The sequence below is a fragment of the Aminobacter sp. UC22_36 genome (genome assembly GCF_044056035.1).
Taxonomy (GTDB): domain Bacteria; phylum Pseudomonadota; class Alphaproteobacteria; order Rhizobiales; family Rhizobiaceae; genus Aminobacter.
This window is the reverse complement of record NZ_CP171995.1, coordinates 660,381-675,207: the sequence shown is the minus strand read 5'-3', so window position 1 is coordinate 675,207 and position 14,827 is coordinate 660,381. Positions and strand designations below refer to the sequence as shown.

The 14,827-nt window shown below is 63.4% G+C and carries 15 protein-coding genes; 10 read left to right on the top strand and 5 right to left on the bottom strand.

Annotated features, from left to right (window positions below; genetic code table 11):
- Window positions 1-2 precede the first annotated feature (2 nt).
- A complete protein-coding gene (locus ACHMW7_RS02910; protein WP_395446387.1) occupies window positions 3-1,361 on the top strand; it encodes an acetoin dehydrogenase dihydrolipoyllysine-residue acetyltransferase subunit in 1,359 nt (452 codons plus the stop codon).
- Between the two features lie 58 nt (window positions 1,362-1,419).
- Here ACHMW7_RS02910 and ACHMW7_RS02905 read toward each other — a convergent pair whose 3' ends face one another.
- Window positions 1,420-2,274 carry a MurR/RpiR family transcriptional regulator gene (locus ACHMW7_RS02905; protein WP_395446386.1) on the bottom strand — a complete coding sequence of 285 codons (855 nt, stop codon included), beginning with the start codon at window positions 2,272-2,274 and terminating at the stop codon, window positions 1,420-1,422.
- 38 nt (window positions 2,275-2,312) lie between these two features.
- Window positions 2,313-3,395 carry a spermidine/putrescine ABC transporter substrate-binding protein gene (locus tag ACHMW7_RS02900; protein WP_395446385.1) on the bottom strand — a complete coding sequence of 361 codons (1,083 nt, stop codon included), beginning with the start codon at window positions 3,393-3,395 and terminating at the stop codon, window positions 2,313-2,315.
- Window positions 3,396-3,545: 150 nt separating this feature from the next.
- On the opposite strand from ACHMW7_RS02900, the gene ACHMW7_RS02895 reads away from it, so the two are divergent.
- From ACHMW7_RS02895 to ACHMW7_RS02880, 4 genes are read left to right on the top strand one after another with little or no spacing between them, the layout of a single operon-like run.
- Window positions 3,546-4,640 carry an ABC transporter ATP-binding protein gene (locus ACHMW7_RS02895; protein WP_395446384.1) on the top strand — a complete coding sequence of 365 codons (1,095 nt, stop codon included), beginning with the start codon at window positions 3,546-3,548 and terminating at the stop codon, window positions 4,638-4,640.
- A gap of 1 nt (window position 4,641) precedes the next feature.
- Window positions 4,642-5,535 (top strand): ABC transporter permease, encoded by an 894-nt coding sequence (locus ACHMW7_RS02890; protein ID WP_395446704.1) that lies wholly within the window; start codon window positions 4,642-4,644, stop codon window positions 5,533-5,535.
- A 10-nt stretch (window positions 5,536-5,545) separates the two neighbouring features.
- Window positions 5,546-6,376: an ABC transporter permease gene (locus tag ACHMW7_RS02885; protein ID WP_395446383.1), complete on the top strand. Its 831-nt coding sequence runs from the start codon at window positions 5,546-5,548 to the stop codon at window positions 6,374-6,376.
- The gene (locus ACHMW7_RS02880) at window positions 6,373-7,512 is read left to right on the top strand and encodes a P1 family peptidase (protein ID WP_395446382.1); all 1,140 of its coding nucleotides are present in this window, start codon (window positions 6,373-6,375) and stop codon (window positions 7,510-7,512) included. The genes ACHMW7_RS02885 and ACHMW7_RS02880 overlap by 4 nt, the downstream gene beginning before the upstream one ends.
- A 19-nt stretch (window positions 7,513-7,531) precedes the next feature.
- Here ACHMW7_RS02880 and ACHMW7_RS02875 read toward each other — a convergent pair whose 3' ends face one another.
- Window positions 7,532-8,200 (bottom strand): HAD family hydrolase, encoded by a 669-nt coding sequence (locus ACHMW7_RS02875; protein ID WP_395446381.1) that lies wholly within the window; start codon window positions 8,198-8,200, stop codon window positions 7,532-7,534.
- Window positions 8,201-8,294: 94 nt separating this feature from the next.
- Complete coding sequence (locus ACHMW7_RS02870) at window positions 8,295-8,933, bottom strand: hypothetical protein (protein ID WP_395446380.1); 639 nt, start codon at window positions 8,931-8,933, stop codon at window positions 8,295-8,297.
- Window positions 8,934-9,128: 195 nt separating this feature from the next.
- Between ACHMW7_RS02870 and ACHMW7_RS02865 the strand changes: the two genes are divergently transcribed.
- The 5 genes from ACHMW7_RS02865 (at window position 9,129) to ptsP (ending at window position 13,916) form a co-directional block, all read left to right on the top strand.
- The gene (locus ACHMW7_RS02865; RefSeq protein ID WP_395446379.1) at window positions 9,129-9,563 is read left to right on the top strand and encodes a transcriptional regulator GutM; all 435 of its coding nucleotides are present in this window, start codon (window positions 9,129-9,131) and stop codon (window positions 9,561-9,563) included.
- Between the two features lie 53 nt (window positions 9,564-9,616).
- The gene (locus ACHMW7_RS02860; protein ID WP_395446378.1) at window positions 9,617-10,375 is read left to right on the top strand and encodes a PTS glucitol/sorbitol transporter subunit IIC; all 759 of its coding nucleotides are present in this window, start codon (window positions 9,617-9,619) and stop codon (window positions 10,373-10,375) included.
- A 16-nt stretch (window positions 10,376-10,391) separates the two neighbouring features.
- Window positions 10,392-11,399, top strand: coding sequence for a PTS glucitol/sorbitol transporter subunit IIB (locus ACHMW7_RS02855; RefSeq protein ID WP_395446377.1), 1,008 nt, complete (start codon window positions 10,392-10,394; stop codon window positions 11,397-11,399).
- Between the two features lie 117 nt (window positions 11,400-11,516).
- The gene (locus ACHMW7_RS02850) at window positions 11,517-11,897 is read left to right on the top strand and encodes a PTS glucitol/sorbitol transporter subunit IIA (protein ID WP_395446376.1); all 381 of its coding nucleotides are present in this window, start codon (window positions 11,517-11,519) and stop codon (window positions 11,895-11,897) included.
- 48 nt (window positions 11,898-11,945) lie between these two features.
- Entirely contained in the window at window positions 11,946-13,916 is a 1,971-nt protein-coding gene (gene ptsP / locus ACHMW7_RS02845; protein WP_395446375.1) for a phosphoenolpyruvate--protein phosphotransferase, read from the top strand.
- A 16-nt stretch (window positions 13,917-13,932) separates the two neighbouring features.
- On the opposite strand, the gene ACHMW7_RS02840 is transcribed toward ptsP, so the two are convergent.
- Window positions 13,933-14,706, bottom strand: coding sequence for a hypothetical protein (locus ACHMW7_RS02840; RefSeq protein ID WP_395446374.1), 774 nt, complete (start codon window positions 14,704-14,706; stop codon window positions 13,933-13,935).
- Window positions 14,707-14,827 lie beyond the last annotated feature (121 nt).

The following is a 14,827-nucleotide window of genomic DNA, read 5'->3' as shown; positions in this document are numbered from 1 at the left end:
CCATGCCGGTCGAAGTAATCCTGCCCAAGGTCGACATGGACATGGCGACCGGGCGTATCTCGCGCTGGTATGTCAACGAGGGCGCAGCCGTCAAGAAAGGCGACCTGCTGTTCGAAATAGAGACCGACAAGGCGGCGATGGAAATCGATGCGCCGGCCAGCGGAATCCTCCGCGACGTCACCGGCAAGGAAGGCATCGACATTCCGGTCGGTGAGGCGGTCGCCTGGATCTATGCCGAGGGCGAAGCAGCCAAGCCGGCTCAGCAAGTGGCTGCAAGTGGGGCACCCGCGCAGTCTACCGCTCCGGTTACGACTGCTCCGACCACGCCTGTGGCCGTGTCTGAGGCCGTGCCCGCAAATGCCGTGACCGGAACGCTGCACAACGGCATCCGCGCCACACCGCTGGCCCGTCGCCTGGCTACGGAAGCCGGGCTCGAACTCGACGCCATCGCCGGCTCCGGCCCGAAAGGCCGCGTCATGCGCAAGGATGTCGAGGCGGCAATCTCCGTGCCGAAGCTCGAAGCCCCGGTTCGCGCGGAACTGATCAATTCAAGGTCGCCGGCATCCTCCCAGCCGCGGCCGGCGCCACAGCGGGCCGCTGGCGCGGCACCGCTCAACTTTGCCTGGCTGCGCCAGGGTGAAGGGCGTCCGATTGTCCTGCTCCATGGTTTCGGCGCTGACCTGAACAGCTGGCGACCGATGCTGGCGGCCGGCCCGGTCGATGTGCCGATGCTGGCGCTCGACCTGCCTGGTCATGGCGGCTCACCACGGCAGACGCCTGCCGATCTCGAGGCCATCGCCTGCGATGTCGAGGCAACGCTGGCCGCCCTCGATGTGGGCCCGGCGCTGCTGGTCGGCCACTCCTTTGGTGGAGCGGTGGCAGCGACAGTCGCTGCGCGTGGCCATGCCGATGTGCGTGCATTGGCACTGATCGCCCCCGCTGGCCTCGGCCCCGAGATCAACGGCGCCTTCCTGCAGGGCTTTGTGCGGGCCAAGAGCGAAGCGAGCCTGATGCCCTGGCTGCGGCTGCTCGTCGCCGACGAGGCGGTGCTGTCGAAACCTTTCGTCAACGCCACGCTGGCGCAGGCGGCCGATGCCGAACTGCGTGCCGCACAGGCCGAGATCGCCGACCGCTTCTTCGCCGACGGCACCCAGACTTTCGACATCAGGAACCTGATCGCCGGACTGCGCATTCCCGTCCGTGTCATCGTCGGCGCCAACGACCGGATCATCCCGGCCAGCCAGTCGCAGGGGCTCCCCGGCGAGGTTGCGCTGCATGTCTTCCCGGCCACCGGCCACATGCCGCAAGTCGAGCGGCGTGAGCAGGTGCTGAAAATCCTGCTGGAAATGGCGCGCGCCTAGCGCAGTTTCAAAATCCCCGCGCTGCCTGCGCGGGGATTTTGCATTCCGGCTCGCTGGATCAGCTTTCAAAGTCGCCGAAAGTATTCTGCAGCCGCGTCAGCAGGTCGACGCGTTCGCCGACCTCATCGCCAAGCAGCACGATGATGTTGCTGAGCATCAGGTCCATCACCGCGATGATGGTTGCCGAGCCGTCCCAAAGCGGGCCGTGCGATCCGGGCACGACGAGGCAGATGTCGGAAACTTCCGGTCCCCACGGGCAGAACTCGTCCGTCAACAGCACGACCTTGACGCCCATGCGCCGCGCCTCCATGGCGAGCGGGCGTGCCTTGGCAGCAAAGCGCCTGACGTCGTGCAGGAACAGCACGCGACCTTCGACCGAACCGTCGAGCAGTTCCGAATAGGTGCCGTTGAGCCCGTCGACGAATTGCACGCGCGACCGCGTGTAAGACAGCTGGCTGGCGAAATACTGGGCGATGCCGCGGACGTTCTGGTAGGCCGCGACATAGACCTCGCTGGCCGAGACCAGTGCGTCGATCGTCTGCTGCCACTCCGGTGCGGCGGTCAGTTCGTAGATCCGGCCGAGATTGTCGATCTGCTGCTGGATGAGCCCGGCGAGCAGCTTGCCCTCGCGGATGTCCTCCCGGAAACGGTCGACCGGACCCTTGACCTGCCAGGCCGGATTGGAACTGCCGCGCCGCAACTCGTGCTTCAATTGGTCGAGGCCGTCGAAGCCCATCCGGCGCAGGTAACGCCCGACCGTCATCGGCGACAGTTCGAGACGGGTGGCGATGGAGCGCGCCGTCTCGAACGGGATTTCAGCCAGGTTGCGCTCGATGTAGTTCGCAATCAGCTTGTCGGATTTCGACCGCCTCAGCGCCACGCTTTGCACGAGCTTCAGGATTCGCTGCGCCATATGCTCTCCGGCCGGAAACGCCGCGCGGGCGGTCCCAGCTACTGGGCTGTCTTCACCTTGGTCCAGACCCGGTCAAGCTGGCGCAGACCGGAGCCCAAATCCTCGAAGATCTGCAGCCGCTGCATCGTCTCGGGCGAAGGGTTGATCTCCTTGCTATTCTTGATGTTGTCGGGGGTCAATTGCCGGGCCGGAACGTTCGCCGTGCCGTTTGTCTGCTGCGAAACGTTGAGTGCGGCGATCTCGGGGCGGGTGTAGAACTGCAGGAACTTGAGCGCGTTGTCCTTGTTGGGCGCGGTCTTCAGGACGCAGATGTCCTCCTGGTACATGGTAGCGCCTTCTTCCGGGATGACGTAGCCGAGGTCGGCCGTGTTGGCCAACACGTCGACCATGGCGCCGACGAAAAAATGTCCCGCCGCAACATCGCCCGACTGCACCATCGCTCGCGTCTCATAGGTGAAGGCGGCAACATCCGGCTTCATGGCGATGATCGTGTCGGCGGCCTGCTGCAGCTCCGTGGGGTCGGTTGAATTGACCTTGTGGCCATTGAGGATCAGGCCGACCGCCAGCACCTCGCGCATGTCGTCGAGCAGCGTGAACTTCAGGCCCTTGGCCTCGACGGTGGCGATCAAGTCCTTCCAGCCGGTGATGTCCTTGCCGAGGATCTTGCGGTTGTAGAAGATCCCGACGGATCCGAATGCATAAGGCAGGCAAAACTCGCCCTTCGGGTCGCTCTTGGCGCGCATGAATGTCGGATCGATGTTCTTGAACCCATCATAGCTGTTGATGTCGGTCTTCTCGAGCAGGTCGAGCTTGGCCATGATGTCTTGCATATGCACCGAAGGGAAGACGATGTCGTAACCGGTGGCGCCGCCCTGGATCTTGGCCAGCATTTCCTCGTTCGACGAATAGGTCGACAGGTTGACCTTGATCTGGGTCTCGTCCTCGAATTTCTTCAGTACAGCCGGATTGATGTATTCGCCCCAGTTGTAAATGTTCAAGTCAGCGGCCGTGGCCGGCGCAACTGTCGAAACGACTGCGGCGACTGAAGCTGCGGCAAACTTCGCCCACAGGTTTAGCCTGGTGGGTCCAGCAGCCGCGACTGCTTGGCATACGTTCTTCATCGAATTCTCCTCTGTTGGTGTCTGCCTCGCAGGCTGGCCTTCGAGGGCTCCGGACTCGGCTTCTGGCGGCCGTTGACTTGGATGGCCAAATGGTATCCAAATCTCTCAATCGCACAAGAGTTATTTAGATAACAATTCGGGGAACGGCAGATGCGAGATTCCATTGTCCGGCTGGAGGGGGCGGCAAAGACCTTTCCCACGCCGGAAGGCATGAGCGTGACGGCGCTCGACGCGATCGACCTCGATGTCGGCCGCAATGAATTCCTGACCCTGCTTGGTCCTTCAGGCTGCGGCAAGACCACGCTGCTTCAGGCGATCAGCGGTTTTGTCGAGCTTGATGCCGGCCGCATCCTGATCGACGGCGAGGACGTGACCACGCGGCCGCCTTACCGCAGGCCCGTCAACACCGTCTTCCAGAATTACGCGCTCTTCCCCCACATGACCGTCGGCGAGAACACCGGTTATGCGCTGGAGGTTGCCGGTGTCGCCAAATCCGAGCGGATGAAGCAGGTCGCAGCCGCGCTCGACATGGTTGGCCTGACCGGCATGGAAGGCCGCCGCCCACGCCAGCTTTCCGGCGGTCAGCAGCAGCGCGTGGCGCTTGCCCGCGCCATCATTGCCCGACCAAAGCTGCTGCTTCTCGACGAGCCGCTGTCGGCACTGGACAAGAACCTGCGCCAGGCGATGCAGATCGAGCTGAAGACGCTGCAAAGCGAGCTCGGCATTTCCTTCATCTTCGTCACCCACGACCAGCAGGAAGCGCTGACCATGTCGGACCGCGTGGCGGTGCTTTCCGGCGGCCGCATCCAGCAACTGGACACTCCACGCAACATCTACGACCGCCCAAACAACAGTTTCGTGGCCACCTTCGTCGGTGCCAGCAATCTTTTCGAAGGCCAGCTGGACAAGGGCTGGCTGCTGACGAACGACGGCATCACGATCCGCCACCCGCCATCCATGGCGAACATGTCAGGCAAGGCCAAGGCTTTGATCCGCCCCGAACAGTTCTTCATTTCGGGGGAGGGTCGGGATTTTCCTTTTCTCGACGTCGAGGTCGAGCAAATTGTCTTCGTCGGCTCGTCATTCGAGCTGTTCGGCCACACGGCCGAGGGGCGCAAGGTGAGCGCGGAAATTCCTGCCGGTCGACGCAGCTTCATCGGCGAAGTCGAACAGACGCGGAAAGCGCGGCTGTCCTACGATCCGGCCGCGGTCCATCTGATCAGGTGCGACGCCGATGGCATCTGACATGTCGCTTGCCGGTCGCCGTCGCGTTCAACTCGCGCTGCTGCTCACGCCCGTATCGCTGTTTTTTGCCGTCTTCTTCCTTGGCCCGCTTGCGATCATGATCGTCACCAGCTTCCTGGCGCCCGGCCTCTATGGTGGGGTGGAGTGGGTCTTTTATCCGCATAATTACGGCCGCATCCTCGGTTTCGCCGATCCGGCATTCGAGGTTTTCGACCCGGTCTATCTCTCGATCTTCCTGCGCTCGCTCAAGATCGCGGCGTTCACCGTCATTGCCACCCTGTTCGTCTGTTATCCCGCGGCCTTCTGCATTTCCCGATTGTCGGAACGCTGGAAGAATTTCTGCCTGTTCCTGATTACGCTGCCCTTCTTCACCAGCCTGATCGTGCGCCTGTTCATCTGGGTGCTCATCCTGCGCCAGACCGGCATCGTCAACGAGGTGCTGTTGGCAGGCGGTATCATCGATCGCCCGCTTGAACTCATCTACACCGACGGCGCGATCGTGCTCGGAATGGTCTACATCTTCATCCCGTTCATGTTCATGCCCGTCTATGCCAGCGTCGAAAAGCTTGACTGGACGCTGGTGCGCGCATCCCTCGATCTCGGCGCCGGACCCATCCGCACCTTCATCCGGATCATCCTGCCGCTGACAGCTCCCGGCATCGCCGGCGGCGCCATCATCGTCTTCATCCCGGCACTTGGAAACTTCGTCGTTCCGGCAGTGCTCGGCGGCGCCAAGGTGATGATGCTGGGCAATCTCATCGAGCAGCAGTTCCTCTCGGCCCGCAACTGGCCCTTCGGCTCGGCGCTGGCGATGATGGTCATGAGCGTGATGCTTGTGCTGCTCTTCATCCATGTCGTCGCGTCCGGCCGTCGCGGCACTGACGTCATGAACTGAGGGAGAGACCATGAAGATCGCTCGCTTCCTCTTCCGCGGCACCCTGTTTGCCTACACCGCGCTGTTCTTCGCCTTCATCTACATTCCGCTGGTGCTGATCGCCGTCTATTCGTTCAATTCCAACCCGGTCAACATGATGACCTGGACCGGCTTCACCACCGAATGGTACGCGCAGGTCCTCGGCTTCAAAACGACCATCTCCGAAAATGCGCTGTACATCGAATCGACCGACCAACTCGTCCAGGCCGTCTGGAACAGCCTGATCATTGCCGGATCCACCACGGTGATCGCGACTGTCTTCGGCACGGCGGTGGCCATTGCGCTCTACCGGTTCGCCTTCTTTGGCAAGCGCTTCTATCGCACTGTCATGTTCATGCCGATGCTGATGCCCGACATCGTGCTCGGCATTGCGTTGCTGATCTTCTTCGTCAATTCGGGCATCACGCTTGGCCTGACCACGATCATCATCGGCCAATGCACCTTCCTGATTTCTTATGTCTTCATCGTCGTCTCGGCGCGGTTGGCGGGCATGGATCGCACGCTCGAAAACGCCTCCGCCGATCTGGGCGCCAACGAGTGGGTGACCTTCCGCAAGGTGGTGTTTCCGCAATTGCTGCCGGGCATCGTCGGCGGCGCGCTGCTCGCCTTCATCATCTCGATGGATGACCTCGTGATCACCTATTTCATCGCCGGCGTCGACGTGACGACGTTGCCGATGTTCATCTTCGCCATGCTCCGTCGCGGCATCAAGCCCGAGATCAACGCCATCGCGGTGATGATGCTTTCCTTCTCCTTCGTCGTGGCCTCGCTTGGCCTCTACCTGCGCTCACGGCAGAAATGACCTCCATGACCAAAACGAATTCTCCTGCCACCAAAGCCCGGGCCCGCGATCTCGGCCTGCCATTTCCAGGCCGCACCGGCCCGCTCAACGCGATCACCGATGTCGACGGCATTGGCGTGGGGTTCCGGACGATCTTCGAGGATGTACCGCGGCCGGGCCGCAAGCGCCCGGTACGCACCGGTGTGACCGCCATCCTGCCGCATGCGGCTTCGCCGACACCCGTGCCGGTCTATGCCGGGGTGCATCGTTTCAACGGCAATGGCGAAATGACCGGCACCCACTGGATCGAGGATGGCGGCTATTTTTTGGGTCCGGTCGTCATCACCAACACCCATGCGATCGGCATGGCCCACCATGCGACCGTGAAATGGATGCTCGAGCGTTACGCCTCGACCTATGACACGGACAGCTTCCTGTGGATCATGCCGGTCATTGCCGAAACCTATGATGGCGTCCTGAACGACATCAACGGCCTGCCGCTAACCGAAGCGGACGTCAGGGCAGCCCTCGACGGCCTGTCATCGGGGCCGGTGCAGGAGGGCAACTGCGGCGGCGGCACCGGCATGGTTACCTATGGCTTCAAGGGCGGGACGGGCACGTCGTCGCGTATCGTCGAGTTCGGCGGACGCGAGCACAGGATCGGCACGCTGGTCCAGGCCAATCATGGCCAGCGTGACTGGCTGACCATCCGGGGTGTACCTGTCGGCGAACATATGCGCGACGGCACGCCCCAGAGCCAGTTGGCCGAGCGTGGTTCGATCATCGTCGTCATCGCCACCGACCTGCCGATGGCTCCGCACCAGTTGCAGCGGCTGGCGCGGCGCGCTTCCATCGGCATCGGCCGTGGCGGCACCCCCGGAGGCAACAATTCCGGCGACATCTTCCTGGCTTTTTCGACCGCCAACCCGCAGCCCATGGCCCACCGTGCGGCGGCAAAGCTCAGCCTCGAGATCGTCAATGACGAGAAGCTGGACCCGATCTACGCCGCGACCGTCGACAGCGTGGAGGAAGCCGTCGTCAACGCCATGCTGGCAGCGGAGGATGCCGGCGGCACGCCTCATGACCGCTTCCGCATCCAGGCCATGCCGCATGATCGGCTGGTTAAGTTGATGCGCGACTACGGGCGCTTGAGATAGGCTGCCGCGCAGGCGGTCGTCAGACGAACCCGCGTTGGCGCAAGGCGGCCGAGACCTCGTCCCAGCTTTCGCAGACGACCGCGGCACCCGCTGCCAGAAGCTCGGGGCCATGGCCGTCATGGGTATGACCGCCGCCGACATAACCTATTGCCGTCATGCCAGCCGCTAGCGCACCTTGGACGCCATAACGCGAATCCTCGATCACCACGCAACGGGCAGGTTCGAAGCCCATCCTTTCAGCGGCGAACAAGAAGATGTCGGGCGCGGGTTTTCCGCGTGCGACCATCGACGAGCTGAAAATGGCGTCGCCGAAATGTCCGGCCAGACCGGTTACGGCGAGGCTGTGGTTGATCCGCTCGACCGAAGAGGAGGAGGCGACACAACGCGCAACCTGAAGGCTCTGCAGAAACACCGGCAGGTCCCTGGTCGAAATGAGCTGCTCGGTAAACAGTGTCTTGGTCTCGTTCCAGATGTCGTCGGTAGCCTCCTCGGGCAACAGGTGACCGGTCAACTCGTGGATCTTCTTGATGATGTCGGACTGCTTCATGCCGACGCCATGCGCTACAACCTCGGCCTTGATCTGCAGGCCGTTTTTGGCGTAGGCGCGCTCATAGGCCAGGGCCGCCAGCGGCTCGCTGTCGACCAGAACACCGTCGCAGTCAAAAATCACCAGGCTGTCTTGCCGCAATTGCTGTCTCCTGAATTCAGTGGCGCCCAGGCCAGTCGTGGTTTGTCGACGACGACAGCCATGGCCGTCGTCCCGTGATGTGTTTCGCGTGGTTTCAGCCCTGGCCCAGCACTCTTGGCTTGGCCGACGCCGACAGTGCGCGCTGCATGGCGCCGCGCTCCTCCGGCAGGTCGGGCGCCAGCCAGTTGGGCTCGGCGCCGAGGAAGCGATCGAGATAGGCGACCGCATAGCTCGGCATCTCGGCGGTGTTTTCCTTGTAGGACCACCACGTGCGGAGATCGTCGGCGCAGGCATCGAGGGCCGGCGCCTCGCCGAATTCCTGTTCGAACAGCACCGCAATCGAGCAGACGCAGAAATTGGTATAGACAAAGCCTTCCGGCCAGAAGCGGACGATCTCGGGAACAGGCAACACCGGCTCTGCCGCATTCGGCGACGGTGCGTCGACGGCCTGGGCTGGCGCCTGCCTGATCAGTTCCTTGAGCGCAAGGCCCGCGGCGTAGACGATGAAGTCGGCGCGGTCGAGTTGTGCATAGGACTTCTGGGCATTTACGATCTCGACCCAGTCGAGGAAGATGCGCGTCAGCTTCTTCTCGTCGATATCGAAGCGGATGCCATAGCGGGCAGTCACCGCACGCGCGCTGTTGCGGAAGGTCGCGCGGAACCAGCGCAACTGCCTGAGCCGATGGCGAAGGTCGGGCACAAGCGCCAGCTCGTTCTTGAAGGTCAGATCCATCGTCGCAGCGCTCCTGCCCGGCCCGGAAGATACCACCGGCCGGCAAAATGCCAAATGCCGCTGTGGATTGGATCCACCGTGCCAGAGTGGTCAAAGTTATACATATTGACATTCACAAAGACAAATGTTCTTTGATCGATGTGTGAGCGACCCTTCATATGGGCGCTCTGGAGGACTTCGGGGAGGAGGAGCCTTATGGCAATCTGGCAGTGGGGCCTGCTGCTTCTGGGCGTCGTCTGGGCGCTACAGTCGCTCGGCGTATGGGTTCAGATGCGGCATTACGCCGACGTCTTCAAGGGCATCACCGCGAAATACCAGGATGGCTATGTCGGCGCCGGCAATTGCCGTGGCCGGCTGGGCAAGGGAACGATCGCGCTGATCGTGGTCACGCCGGATCTCAAGGTCCAGCGCGTGTTGACCATGACCGGCAGGTCGGTCTTCGCCAAGTTCAAGCGACATGAAAATCTGGAGGGAATTTCCCTCGATCAGCTCCGGTCCAATCCCGCTGTACTGGGAGAGGGGGAAGCCGGTGTGGCGGAAGCCGTGAAGAAGGCGGTCGAGCAGGTCGACCGAACACGGCTCGAGCCAAAGGGGCCCGGCCTCGCCGGCCTCAAGCCAGTGGGTACGTAGGGACAGAACCTTCGGGCGCGATCTCGTTGGGGTGAGGATATCAAGGAGGAGAAATGTCAGTCCTATCTATGTTGGCGCAGCACGCCGACATGGCCGTCCAGAACCTGCATGTCGCGGGTTCGATGGCCACGGATGCTGCAATGCACGGCAAGCTCGCCGTCAAGGGAGCGACCAACGATCTTGTCGTGCTTGCTCAGGCGAGCGGCGACCTTACCGTTGAGCAGTTCAAGGAAAAGCTGAACACCGTTGCCCAGGAGGAGCAGCTCGGCTGGCTCACCAGCATCGGCAAATATTTCATCGGCATCTTCCAGAAGGGCGGCGAGGTCTTCGCCGGCTTCGTCACCGGCATCATCCCGACGCTCGTCGTGCTGATGACGGCCTTCTACGCGCTGACCGAACTGGTCGGCGAAGAGCGGGTGCACGGCATCGCCCGCGGCGCAGGCCGCATCGCGCTGACCCGCTATACGGTGCTGCCGCTGATCGCGGTGTTCTTCCTGACCAATCCGATGGCCTACACCTTCGGTTCGTTCCTCGAAGAAAAGCACAAGCCCGCCTTCTATGACGCGGCGGTCTCCTATGTGCATCCGCCGCTCGGCCTGTTCCCGCACATCAATCCGGGCGAATATTTCGTCTGGGGCGGTATCCTGGTGGCCCTTCTCGAACTTGAGAAAAAAGGCGCGGTTCCCGGCGGCTACCACATCCAGGTCGCCATCTGGTACGCCATCGTCGGCCTCGTCGTCATCCTGCTCAAGGGCATGCTGACCGAGCGCATCACCGCAATCATGGCACGTCGCCAGGGCGTCGAGCTGTAAGGGCGGGGAGGGACACATGACCAAGTCTTACAAGGCAGTCAAAATCTCCCGCGGCAAGAGCGGCTGGGGTGGCCCCCTGGTCGTCCAGCCGACGCCGGAGCGCAACAAGGTCGTTTCCGTCACCGGCGGCGGCATCCACCCGGTCGCCGCTCGCATCGCCGAGATGACCGGCGCTGAAGCGGTCGATGGCTTCAAGTCGCCGCCGGTCGAAGGCGAGATGGCAGTGGTCGTCGTCGATTGCGGCGGCACGGCGCGTTGCGGGGTTTATCCACGCAAGCGCATCCCCACCGTCAACCTTACCCCGGTGGGGCAGGCGGGTCCGCTCGCCCAGTTCATCACCGAAGACATCTACGTGTCGGGCGTCAAGGAAGGCGACATCACCATGGCCGACGGTTCGGAAGCTGTGACATCGGCCGGGGCGGCCTCCAACGCGAACAATGCCTCGTTCGCGACGGCGGCAAAGGCGGCACCCGTGCCGACCAATGACGGCGGCTTCATCAACTTCGTTGCCAGCATCGGCCGCGTCATGGGCCGCGTCGTCAACATCTTCTTCAATGCCGGCCGCCGTACCATCGACCAGGTCGTCCGCAACGTGCTGCCGTTCATGGCATTCGTGACAATGCTGATCGGCCTGATCCTCTACACCGGCATCGGCGATGTTCTCGCCCAGCCGATGGGACCTCTGGCCAACAACATCGTCGGCCTGCTGGTCATCTCGGCCATCTGCGGCCTGCCGTTCCTGTCGCCCATCCTCGGGCCAGGCGCGGTCATCGCCCAGGTCATCGGCGTGGCGATCATCGGTCCACAGATTGCCAACGGCACGATCTCGCCGGCGATGGCGCTGCCGGCGCTGTTTGCCTACAACACCCAGGTCGGCTGCGACTTCGTTCCGGTCGGCCTGGCGCTCGGCGAGGCCAAGCCCAAGACCATCGAGATCGGCGTTCCCGCCGTTCTGATCAGCCGCCAGATCATGGGCCCGGTATCGGTGCTCATCGCCTGGGCGGTCAGCCTGGTCGTGTTCTAATACCCTTGCCCGGCGGCACATGCTGCCGCCGGGCGATCTTCCATCGCCGGCTCGGGCCGGCACCAAGCATCGTCCAGGCAGGCCTATCGGCCTGGATTCCATAGAAAGGCTTCGATCATGTCGGTTCACCTCAAGACACACATCACGGCAATCGGACCGGAAGTGGCGGAGCTGGCCGAAGGCGGTGTGCTGATCCTGTTTGCCGACGGCGCCCCGCCGGAATTGGCGGAGGTTTCGGTGCTGCACAGGACAGAAGTCGGACCAAGCGACGCTGCACCCGCCGTCGGCGCGGCGATTGCCATCGGCGAACTCGAGGGCATCATCACCGCGATGGGCGACAGCGCCTGGAACAAGGTGCGCGAGATCGGCCATGTGGTCATCAATTTCAACGGCGCCAACGCCGCCGAGCGGCCAGGCGAAATCTGCGCCTCGGCGGTCGAGGGCGAGGTGCTGGTCGCCGCCTTGAAGGCCGGTGCAGCCATCACCATCGGCCGCTGATCGCCGCGCAAGACGCGGCTATACTGAACTGGAACGAGAGACCCGCCTATGGAACGCTCGACGATCGTCAGAGTGCATGAGGGGCTGCATGCCCGGCCCGCCACCCGCTTCGTCAAGCTCGCCAAGAGCTTCGAGAGCGAAGTCGAGATCATCAAGGGCGGCAAGGCTGCCAGCGCCAAGAGTGCGGTCAAGCTGATGCTGCTTGCCGTCAAGGAAAACGATGAGGTGACGATCCGTACCAGCGGCGCAGACGAGATCGAGGCGGTCGAGGCCCTGGTCGGCTATCTGGAAAACCCGCTTGCCGGGCTGGCGGAGGAAACGGCTCCCGCCGAACCGGATCCGGCAGGCGAAACGCTGAAATTGGTCACGCCGACTGCACCGGTCGAAGAAGATATTGCCGGTGCCTTGCGCGGCGTGGCGGCAAGTGAGGGTTACGCAGTCGGCGCGGCCTTCGCCCATTTCCCACCCGAGATCAAACCGGAGAGCCGGACGCTGTCGCCCGCCGACATTGCTGCCGAGCTCGTCCGTTTCACTGCTGCAGTGGATACGGTGCAGGCACGGATGAACGCCTCGCTCACCTCCGAGACCCTGTCAGCGAATGACCGCGGCATCATCGCCGCCTTGCGCGACATCGCCGCCGATGACGAACTGAGGGACGAGGTTGTCGCTGCGATCAAGACCGGCTCGGACGCGGTTTCGGCCGTCATTGGTGCGGCCACCAAGATCGCCGCCCAGTTCGGGCAGGTCGACGATCCCTATCTCAACGCGCGCGCCGACGACGTGCAGGCTGTCGGCCGCCAGATCTGCCTGGCGCTGCTCGGCCAGGCCGACGTCAGCCTCGACGACATCCCGCAGGGCGCTATCCTGATCGCCGACGACATCGGCGCCTGGGACCTGGCCCGCGCGCCGCTCAAGCGTATCGGCGGCATCGTTTGCGGCCATGGCGGCGCGACATCGCACATCGCCATCATCGCCCGCGCCCACGGCATCCCGGCAGTGCTCGGTATGGGGCGGCAGGTTGAACAACTGCGTGCGACGAAGCAAATTGCGCTCGACGGTCATCGTGGCCAGGTGGTTGCCGACCCGAACGCGCATCTGCTTGGCCGTTTCGCGGCCCGGATCGCCGACGCCGCCCGCGAACGCGAAGCGCTGAAAGCTTTCAAGGACGCAACGCCGCGCCGCGCCGATGGCACGATCATCGAAGTCGCGGCAAATATCGGATCGCTTGAAGAGATCGACGCCGCGCGCGAGGCGGGCGCGATGGGCGTCGGCCTGTTCCGCACCGAATTGCTGTTCATGCGCCATATGCACCTGCCGTCGGAGGATATGCAGGCCGAGACCTATGCGGCGCTTGCGACCGCTTTCGCACCCTATCCGGTCATCGTGCGCACGCTCGACATCGGCGGTGACAAGCCGATTTCGGGCATCGAGTTCCCTCAGGAGGAAAACCCGTTCCTCGGCTGGCGCGGCATCCGCATGTGCCTCGACCGGCCCGACATCTTCAAGCCGCAGCTCAGGGCGCTGCTGCGCGCCGCTGTCCATGGCAACGTCAAGGTGATGCTGCCGATGGTCTCCGACATCGACGAAGTCAGGCAGACGCGTGCCTTGATCGAGACCTGCAAGGCGGAACTGCGTGCCGAAAACATAACCTTTGGCGAGTTTCAGCTCGGTGTAATGATCGAGACGCCGGCGGCCGTATTGATCGCGCCGACGCTGGCTAGGGAAGTCGCCTTCTTTTCCATCGGCACCAACGATCTGACCCAATACATCATGGCCGCCGACAGGCTCAATCCGACGGTCGCCAAGCTCAACGACGTCACCAATGTCGCGGTCATGTCGGCGATCGAGATGACCGCGCGGGCAGGGGTGGCGGCCGGCATCATGGTCGGCATGTGTGGCGAGGCAGCGGGCCGCCCGGATTTGGTCCCGCAGTTCATCCGCATGGGCCTGACCGAGCTGTCGATGAGCCCGGCCTCGATCCAGCGTGCCAAGAAGTGCATCGCCGAGCTGGGGGCTTAGCCGGGCAGGGTGCCGCTCAGGGCAAATGCGCCAGCAGCACCCGGAAGATCGCACCAAGGTCCTCGACGGGAGTTGCCCCATCGAGCGCGCGCATGATGCGGTCGCGGCGTGCCTCGATCGCCAAGCCGGCCGCTTCCAGCAGGTCGACGTCGCTCATGCCGGACGGCGACAGCGTGGCGATGCCGGCGGCGAGCGCCACAGGCGCCAGCGGTACGAGATCGGGACCCGTCATGCCATCGCCGGACGGTTGCTGGCTGGCGAGCAGTTCGACAAGCGTGGCAGCGGCAACGGCGGCGACGGCATCCAGCCGGCTGTTTGGGCCTGCCGTGCGCATAGCCGCGAGCAATTCGCCATGGTTACGGCGGATAGCCAGATGCGCCTGGCTGAAACCTGCCTCGTGCAGCGGCGTCCGATCGTCGGCACTCAGCCGCGGCGAGGCCTTGAGCGCGGCATAAAGGTCGCGGCGAAACAGCCGCTCGCCTTCGACCGCAGCCGTGCGCCCGGTGGCGAAGTAGGTGTCGAAGCCGTGCAGGCGGGCGCCATTGCTGGCGCGAATGATCGGCAGCAACGAGCGCGACACCGTCTCGGCGACCGTCAGCGTATCGTCGACCACGCTTGCCGCACGGCCAAGCAGCCGCTCGATCTCGGCAGGCGGGGCAAACGGCTCGGCTACCTGTGGCCGGCGCGGGCCGCCGGGATTGTCGTGACGGCTGGCGCGAACCAAATGACGCACGTCGCGGAGGCGATCCTTGATGTTGACGACAACATCCTCAGAAAGACTTCTCAGCATTTTACGCATTCCTTCGTGCCGGATCGGCGCCATGATGAAGCACCAGACTCGGTCATTGCAGCACTGTTTTGTACGAGGTGCAATTCATTCGCGACACCTCGCCGCTTGACCTTGCCGCGGT

Bases quoted from the DNA above. Each gene is read 5' to 3' on its own strand.
- ACHMW7_RS02865 (WP_395446379.1), top strand. From the start codon at position 9,129: ATGGCAATCTGGCAGTGGGGCCTGCTGCTTCTGGGCGTCGTCTGGGCG.
- ACHMW7_RS02880 (WP_395446382.1), top strand. From the start codon at position 6,373: ATGACCTCCATGACCAAAACGAATTCTCCTGCCACCAAAGCCCGGGCC.
- ACHMW7_RS02870 (WP_395446380.1), bottom strand. From the start codon at position 8,933: ATGGATCTGACCTTCAAGAACGAGCTGGCGCTTGTGCCCGACCTTCGC.
- ACHMW7_RS02885 (WP_395446383.1), top strand. From the start codon at position 5,546: ATGAAGATCGCTCGCTTCCTCTTCCGCGGCACCCTGTTTGCCTACACC.
- ACHMW7_RS02910 (WP_395446387.1), top strand. From the start codon at position 3: ATGCCGGTCGAAGTAATCCTGCCCAAGGTCGACATGGACATGGCGACC.
- ptsP (WP_395446375.1), top strand. From the start codon at position 11,946: ATGGAACGCTCGACGATCGTCAGAGTGCATGAGGGGCTGCATGCCCGG.
- ACHMW7_RS02840 (WP_395446374.1), bottom strand. From the start codon at position 14,706: ATGCTGAGAAGTCTTTCTGAGGATGTTGTCGTCAACATCAAGGATCGC.
- ACHMW7_RS02855 (WP_395446377.1), top strand. From the start codon at position 10,392: ATGACCAAGTCTTACAAGGCAGTCAAAATCTCCCGCGGCAAGAGCGGC.
- ACHMW7_RS02905 (WP_395446386.1), bottom strand. From the start codon at position 2,274: ATGGCGCAGCGAATCCTGAAGCTCGTGCAAAGCGTGGCGCTGAGGCGG.
- ACHMW7_RS02900 (WP_395446385.1), bottom strand. From the start codon at position 3,395: ATGAAGAACGTATGCCAAGCAGTCGCGGCTGCTGGACCCACCAGGCTA.
- ACHMW7_RS02850 (WP_395446376.1), top strand. From the start codon at position 11,517: ATGTCGGTTCACCTCAAGACACACATCACGGCAATCGGACCGGAAGTG.
- ACHMW7_RS02890 (WP_395446704.1), top strand. From the start codon at position 4,642: ATGTCGCTTGCCGGTCGCCGTCGCGTTCAACTCGCGCTGCTGCTCACG.
- ACHMW7_RS02895 (WP_395446384.1), top strand. From the start codon at position 3,546: ATGCGAGATTCCATTGTCCGGCTGGAGGGGGCGGCAAAGACCTTTCCC.
- ACHMW7_RS02860 (WP_395446378.1), top strand. From the start codon at position 9,617: ATGTCAGTCCTATCTATGTTGGCGCAGCACGCCGACATGGCCGTCCAG.